At 61.1% G+C, this 283-nt stretch carries 1 protein-coding gene; it reads right to left on the bottom strand.

Features of this window, described 5'->3' with window-relative positions; genetic code table 11:
• Positions 1-283, bottom strand: a 283-nt coding sequence (locus HZR81_RS23820) for a transposase (RefSeq protein ID WP_500129422.1), incomplete at both ends; no start/stop codon positions are given.

Raw genomic sequence — 283 nt, 5'->3', positions numbered from 1 at the left:
ATGCTCGACCTTCGCTCGCACTTGTGCCTTGGCCTTCTCGATCTTGCGCTTGGCTTTGTACAGGGCACTGCGCTTATCGAGCTTCTTGTAGGTGCTGCGGCGTGCTGCGACCTGCCAGATCACTTCGTGGCCAGCATGTTCGGGGCGCTTTTCGACGCCGGTGTAGCCGGCATCCGCGCAGACGACGTTCTCGTCACCGTGCAGCAGTTTGTCGACCTGGGTGATATCCGCCACGTTGGCTGCCGTGCCTACCACGCTGTGTACCAGCCCCGACTCATCATCC

The organism is Pseudomonas sp. LM13 (assembly GCF_041381355.1).
Taxonomy (GTDB): domain Bacteria; phylum Pseudomonadota; class Gammaproteobacteria; order Pseudomonadales; family Pseudomonadaceae; genus Stutzerimonas; species Stutzerimonas frequens.
Note: the sequence above shows the minus strand (reverse complement) of the source record. Positions and strands in the feature narration are given on the sequence as shown.